This window comes from Streptomyces sp. SM1 (assembly GCF_002910825.1).
Taxonomy (GTDB): Bacteria; Actinomycetota; Actinomycetes; order Streptomycetales; family Streptomycetaceae; genus Streptomyces; species Streptomyces okerensis.
The window spans coordinates 1-6,623 of sequence record NZ_NEUB01000705.1 but is presented as its reverse complement, the minus strand read 5'-3'; the positions used below and the strand labels follow the sequence as shown (position 1 = coordinate 6,623).

At 73.5% G+C, this 6,623-nt stretch carries 6 protein-coding genes and 1 riboswitch; of the genes, 1 reads left to right on the top strand and 5 read right to left on the bottom strand.

Going from position 1 to position 6,623, the window contains the following annotated elements; translation table 11 throughout:
* From B9S61_RS19920 to B9S61_RS19900, 5 genes are all read right to left on the bottom strand, one after another.
* On the bottom strand, positions 1-726 hold a 726-nt coding region (locus tag B9S61_RS19920; RefSeq protein WP_146064895.1), incomplete at its 3' end, for an ABC transporter ATP-binding protein.
* Complete coding sequence (locus B9S61_RS19915; RefSeq protein ID WP_103543469.1) at positions 723-1,871, bottom strand: energy-coupling factor transporter transmembrane component T; 1,149 nt, start codon at positions 1,869-1,871, stop codon at positions 723-725. The genes B9S61_RS19915 and B9S61_RS19920, both read right to left, overlap by 4 nt.
* A 127-nt stretch (positions 1,872-1,998) precedes the next feature.
* Positions 1,999-2,634, bottom strand: a complete 636-nt coding sequence (locus B9S61_RS19910) for an SCO2322 family protein (protein WP_103543468.1) — start codon at positions 2,632-2,634, stop codon at positions 1,999-2,001.
* Positions 2,631-3,851, bottom strand: a complete 1,221-nt coding sequence (locus B9S61_RS19905; RefSeq protein WP_103543467.1) for a prenyltransferase/squalene oxidase repeat-containing protein — start codon at positions 3,849-3,851, stop codon at positions 2,631-2,633. The genes B9S61_RS19910 and B9S61_RS19905 overlap by 4 nt, the downstream gene beginning before the upstream one ends.
* Positions 3,852-3,983: 132 nt before the next feature.
* Positions 3,984-4,056: riboswitch (cobalamin riboswitch) on the bottom strand.
* A 385-nt stretch (positions 4,057-4,441) separates the two neighbouring features.
* Positions 4,442-5,218, bottom strand: coding sequence for a TetR family transcriptional regulator (locus B9S61_RS19900; protein ID WP_258039749.1), 777 nt, complete (start codon positions 5,216-5,218; stop codon positions 4,442-4,444).
* Positions 5,219-5,424: 206 nt separating this feature from the next.
* Between B9S61_RS19900 and B9S61_RS19895 the strand changes: the two genes are divergently transcribed.
* Positions 5,425-6,623: glycosyltransferase family 4 protein (locus tag B9S61_RS19895; protein WP_103543466.1), on the top strand; the 1,199-nt coding region annotated here is incomplete at its 3' end.

Sequence of the window (6,623 nt, the reverse complement as noted above, 5' to 3'; positions counted from 1 at the left end):
GGCGACCACCGGGGGGTGGACGGGCGAGACCGCCATCACCTCCGACGGGGTGCCCAGCCACGGACGCTCGCCGGGGCCCGGCAGCAGGGCCACCTGGTCGGCGTACTGGATGACGCGTTCCAGACGGTGCTCGGCCATGAGGACCGTGGTGCCCAGGTCGTGGACCAGGCGCTGGAGGACCGCCAGGACCTCCTCGGCCGCCGCCGGGTCCAGCGCGGACGTCGGCTCGTCGAGGACGAGGACCCGGGGATGGGGGGTGAGGACCGAGCCGATGGCCACGCGCTGCTGCTGGCCGCCGGAGAGGGTGGCGATGGAGCGGTTGCGGAGGCCGGCGAGGCCGAGGAGGTCCAGGGTCTCCTCGACCCTGCGGCGCATCACGTCCGGGGGCAGCCCCAGGGACTCCATGCCGTAGGCGAGTTCGTCCTCCACCGTGTCGGTCACGAAGTGGGAGAGCGGGTCCTGGCCCACCGTGCCCACGACATCGGCGAGTTCGCGCGGCTTGTGGGTGCGGGTGTCACGGCCGGCGACCGTGACCCTGCCGTGCAGCGTGCCGCCGGTGAAGTGCGGGACCAGGCCGCTCACCGCGCCCAGAATCGTCGACTTGCCCACGCCGGACGGGCCGACGAGGAGCACCAGTTCGCCCTCGGGGATCTCGAAGTCGACGCCGTGGACGGCGGGTTGCGTCGAACCGTCGTAGGTCACCGACACGTTCTCGAAGCGGATCACGTCGTCGGCTCCTTGCGGGTGTCCGTGGCCGCCTCGGGGGCGGGGGTGATGAAGGCGGGGAGCAGGCCGATCAGCACGGCCGCCGCCGGCCACAGGGGGAGGGTGGGGGCGACGAGCGGGACCACACCGGGATTCAGGGCCGCCGGATCGCGGGAGGCGGCGAGGGCCAGCAGGGCCGCCACGGCGACACCGGACGCGGTGACCAGCCAGGCCCGGGCGTCCCAGGCGTCCGGACGGTAGCGGGTGCGCAGGGTGCGGCGGCCGCCGAGCCAGAGGCCCGCGAGGGCGGCGGTCAGTCCGGCGAGGAGGACGGGGACGCCGTAGGTGCCGCCCTCGGCGGTCAGGAGTCCGTACGTTCCCGCGCAGACGCCGAGCAGGCCGCCGAGGGTGAGGGCGGAGGTGGTACGCCGGACGGCGGGCGGGACGTCGGCGGTACGGCCGTATCCGCGCGCGTCCATCGCGGCGGCCAGGGCGACCGAGCGCTCCAACGCGCCCTCCAGCACCGGCAGTCCCACGTGCAGGAGTCCGCGGACGCCCTTGTCGGGCCGGCCGCGGAGGCGGCGGGCGGCGCGGAGACGCTGTACGTCGGCGATGAGGTTCGGGGCGAAGGTCAGCGCCACGACGACCGCCACGCCCATCTCGTACAGGGCGCCGGGAAGGGACTTGAGCAGGCGGGACGGGTTGGCGAGGGCGTTCGCGGCGCCCACGCAGATGAGGAGGGTGGCCAGCCGGAGGGCGTCGTACAGGGCGAAGGTCAGGGCCTCCGCGGTGACCCTGCCGCCGAGGCGGATGCCCTGCGCCCAGTCGGGGAGGGGGACTTCGGGGAGGGTGAGGACGGTGTGGGTGCCGGGGATGGGGGAGCCGAGGACCACCGCGAAGGCGAGGCGGATGACGATGACCGCGGCGGCGAGTTTGAGGAAGGCGCTGTAGGAGCGGGACCAGGGCGTGTGGGGGCGGCGGGTCGCCACCACGTACGCGGAGGCGGCGATGAGGAGGGCGAGGAGGAGGGGGTTGGTGGTGCGGGTCGCGGCGGTGCCGAGGGCCAGCGCCCAGAGCCACCAGGCGCCGGGGTGCAGGGAGGCACGGGCGCCCGGGAGCCGGGCGGGCGTGGGCGCGCCTTCCGGCGACTGCCGGGTGCCACCCACGCTCGCGGCTGTTCCCACGCACACGGCTGTTACCCCACGCTCGACTTCTCCCTCACCCTCGGCTTCACCCCCACGCTCGCTCGAGCGCGGGGACTCCCATGCGCCGGGGGACCCCCATCGGCCGCCCTCAGCCACGGCGGCGTACCTGCCAGACCGCTGCCGCTGCGAGGAGCACGACCACGGCGATGCCCGCCACCAGGCCGACCGAGGGACCGGAGCCCTCCGGCTCGGCCTCGTCCGCGGCGGGCGCCGGTTCCTTGTCCGCCGCGACCTGTTCTCCGCAGCCCCGCTCCGGGTAGCCCGATATCGCGCACAGCAGGGCGTTGGCGTCGTAGCGGAGGGGTTTGGCGACCGCCGCCAGGGCCTCCGCCGTGGTGGCCTTCTCCGGGACCTGGGCGCAGACCGTGCGGCCCGCCGGCGGGGTCTCGCCGGACGGGGCGTCGGCGGGGGTGCCGAAGTCGATGACCAGGGCCACGCGTTTCGTGCCGTCCCGCGCCGGGGTCTGCGCGCAGATGGTGTCGAAGTCGGCGGTGCCCCGGGGCTTCGCCGCGTCGCCGGAGTTCTCGCTGACGGAGAAGCGGAAGCCGTGGACGTCGCCGTCGGCGGGGCGGGCGAGGGACGGGCCCTGCGTGGCGTACGTCCACGCCGTGCCGTCCTGCTCCCAGAAGGACCAGTAGCGGTAGCCGGCGGCCTGGGCCTGGCCCACCCCCGCCAGCAGGGGCAGGAGTGCGGCCAGGAGCAGGACGGTGACCCGGCGGATCACGGCTGCCGCTTCTTCGCGCGGCCGCTGAACAGGAAGCCGATGCCGATACCGGCGACCAGACAGACGCCGACGAACCACCAGACCCCGAAGCCCGAGCCGGAGTCGTCCTTCTTCTCGTCGGCCTGCGGCGTCTCGGCGGTCTTCTCGGGGGCCGGGCCCGTCGCCGTCAGCTGCTCGACCAGGTCCGTGCCGCCGAAGGCACGCGGGTCGGAGCCTGTCGCGCGGGCCGCGAAGATCAGCTGGGCGTAGGCGGCGGGGCCGCTCCGGGCGGCCCAGTCGGCGGCGTTCTTCTCCAGCCAGGCCGCGGACGTGCCGGCCTGCTCGGTGGAGCCCTGCGCGGCGAGGGCGACGACCGCGTCGGCGGTGTTGCCGTAGTCGGGCTGGTCCTCGGCTCCGGGAAGGGCGGAGACGAGGTGGCCGTCCTTGGCGAGGGCGGTCCTGAGGTAGGCGGCGCCGTTGGCGGCGGCCTGTTCGGGGCTGTCCGCCTTCTCGCAGGCGGTGTCGGCCGTCGCGGTCTTGCCGGGGCCGGCGGCCATGCCCGCGCCGAGCGAGCCGAGTACGCCCGCCGCCGTCGCGTCCGCGTTGGCGATCAGTTCGCCCTTCTTGTCCGGCTGGAAGGCGAACGCGCCCGCGCCGTCGCCCTCGCAGTCGAGTTCCAGACCCAGCAGGGCGTCGTGGGCGGACTTGCCGTCCTTCGTCACCTCGGCGGGCTTCTCACCGGCGGCGGCCAGCGCGCCGATGACGACCGAGGTGGAGTTGGTGTCGCTCGCGCCGCCCGCGGTGTAGCCCCAGCCGCCGTCCTTGTTCTGCACGGACTTCAGCCAGGCGACGGCCTTCTCCGTCACGGCGTCGTGGCCGCCGAGTGCGGCGAGGGCCTGGACGGCGGCGGCCGTCTGGTTGGTGTCGACCGTCGTCCCGTCGTCGCACGCCTTCGACGGGTCGGCGCGGTACGGGGCGAAGGAGCCGTCGGCGCACTGCTGGCCGGTCAGCCAGCCGACGGCGGCCTTCGGTGGTTCGACGCCGGCCGTGTGCTGGGCGAGCAGGGCGAGCGACTGGCGCCAGACGCCGTCGTACTGGGGGTCGCTGTCGCCGTAGAGGGCGGCGGGGAGCGCCGGCCCTGACATGGACGGCGACGGGGACGAGTCGGCTGCGGCCGGTGCGGCGGCGCCGATCACGGCGACGGCGGCCAGGACCGCTGCGCTGCGGCGGACGTTCATGATCGGCGGGTGCCTCTCCCTGAAGAGGGGCCGGGCAGCGCGGGACACCCCGGGCGGCTCGGCTCCGTATACCTCGACGGTGCCCGTGCGCCGGCGGACTGCCGGGCACGTGAGCCGGTCACGATCCGTGCGGGGCAGTCCGGCTCACCGTCCCCGCGGACGGCTCACGGTTGCGGGTCAGCGCCGGAATTGCACCGGCTTCCCCCCGTACGGGTGTGATGACGACGCCGCCACTCTACCCGCCTGCGGGGGAGGGGTCAGGGGTGCCTGTGCGAGGGGGAGCGGGAGGCCGCTGCCGGGGTGACCGAGGTCACGGCGGTGACGAGACGTGGCCCGCACCCGCGCCTCCGGAAAGGGGAGGTGCGGGTACGGGTCGGTTCGGTCCGGCGATGGCTTCGGCGGGACGGTGGTGCTGTGCGAGGGAACGAAAATTTCGGACTCGATTCCGAATTTCTGCGACGACCATACGGATGACGAGGGGGGCTGGTCAACCATTTGCGCAGGAAGGGAAGGGAGTTGGTCGATGAATGATCCAGGGGAGGGCCGGTCGGGTGTGCTCGCGGAAAGGGCCGAATGTTTCGGCGGGCCGATCAGGGCGCTCCGGGGGTACCCGTGGCCTTCGGGGCCGTCAGGTCCACCAGCCGGCACGCCGTCTCGATGTCGACCCGGACCTGTGCGATGGAGGCGCGGCCCGAGAGCCAGGTGATCAGGGCCGAGTGCCAGGTGTGCTCGATGACACGGACGGCCGAGAGCTGGTCCGGCGTCGGGTCGGTGAGCTCCATGGCGTCCAGAATGATCATCGTGGTCTGCCGGGAGACCTGGTCGACCTCCGGGCTCACGCTGCGGTCCGCGAAGGTCAGTGCGCGCACCATCGCGTCGGCCAGCTGCGGCTCGCGCTGGAGTGCGCGGAAGGCCCCCATCAGGGTCTCCGCGACCCGCTCGGCGGCGGTCGCGCCGGTCGGCGGCCTCTTCCGCAGCGTCGCGTGCAGGTGCTCCAGCTGGTCCTGCATCGTGGCGACCAGCAGATGGATCTTGGACGGGAAGTAGCGGTACAGCGTCCCCAGCGCCACCTGGGACGACTCCGCGACCTCGCGCATCTGCACCGCGTCGAAGCCGCCCCGCCCGGCCAGCTGCGCGCACGCCTGGAGGATGCGGCGCCGGCGCGCCTCCTGGCGCTCGGTGAGGGGGGAGGCGGGGTCGGTGCGCGGGGCGCCGGCTTCCGGCCGCACCGCCTTGCCGGCCCCGGTGGGGCCGCCGGCCCTGTCCGCCCCGGCTGTTTCCACCGCACCGGCCGCACCGGCCGTGTCGGTCTGATCAGCCGTATGGGCCGCCTTGGTCGCCTTGGTCCTGTTGGCTTCCGCGGGCATGGGTCCCGTCCGTGACAGTCGGTGAGGAGGAATGATCGGACAGCATGGCACGCCGTGCGCCGTGGCGTGAATCACCTGATCCACTGCTCACAGCATCCCTACCTGCCGGTAGATTCAGATCCTCCGGACGATCAACTCTGAAACTTGTTCTAGATTAGCGTCCCGACGTAATGTCGCGGGACAGTGCAGGGAGAAGGGGGCCCAGAGTGACCGCTGAGGCCAGTCAGGCCGGGCCCTCGGCGGGCCCCGCATCCGACGGCTTGCGACCGCTCCGGATCGCACTCCTCACCTATAAGGGAAACCCGTTCTGCGGTGGCCAGGGCGTCTATGTACGCCACCTCTCCCGTGAACTCGCCCGTCTCGGGCACCGTGTCGAGGTCATCGGCGCCCAGCCCTACGCGGTGCTCGACGAGGGCTACGACGGGCTGAGCCTCACCGAGCTGCCGAGCCTCGACCTCTACCGCCAGCCGGACCCCTTCCGCACGCCCGGGCGCGGTGAGTACCGCGACTGGGTCGACGCGCTCGAGGTCGGCACGATGTGGACCGGCGGTTTCCCCGAACCGCTGACGTTCTCCCTGCGTGCCCGCCGTCATCTGCGTGCCCGGCGCGGCGACTTCGACGTCGTGCACGACAACCAGACGCTCGGCTACGGCCTCCTCGGAGACGTCGGCGCCCCCCTGGTGACGACCATCCACCATCCCATCACCGTCGACCGGCGCCTGGAGCTGGACGCCGCCGAGAACTGGAAGCGGCGGTTCTCGGTGCGCCGCTGGTACGCCTTCACGCGGATGCAGAAGCGGGTGGCGCGCCGGCTGCCGTCCGTGCTGACCGTCTCCGGCACCTCGCGCGAGGAGATCATCGAGGATCTCGGCGTACGGCAGGACCGTATCCACGTCGTCCACATCGGCGCGGACACCGGCCTGTTCGCGCCCGACCCGTCGGTGGCGGTCGTGTCGGGGCGGATCGTGACCACCTCCAGCGCGGACGTGCCGCTGAAGGGGCTGGTCTTCCTCGTCGAGGCGCTGGCGAAGGTACGGGCCGAGCAGCCCGACGCCCATCTCGTCGTGGTCGGCAAGCGGCCCGCGGAGGGGCCCGTCGCACAGGCCATGGAGCGGTACGGCCTCGAGGGCGCCGTCGAGTTCGTCAAGGGCATCTCGGACGCCGAACTGGTCGACCTGGTGCGGTCGGCGCAGGTCGCCTGCGTGCCGTCGCTGTACGAGGGCTTCTCCCTCCCCGCCGCCGAGGCCATGGCGACGGGCACCCCGCTGGTCGCCACGACCGGCGGCGCGATCCCCGAGGTGGCCGGGCGGGACGGGGAGACCTGTCTGGCCGTACCGCCCGGCGACCCGGCAGCGCTGGCCGCCGCGCTGACCCGGCTGCTCCGGGACCCGGAGCTGCGGGCACG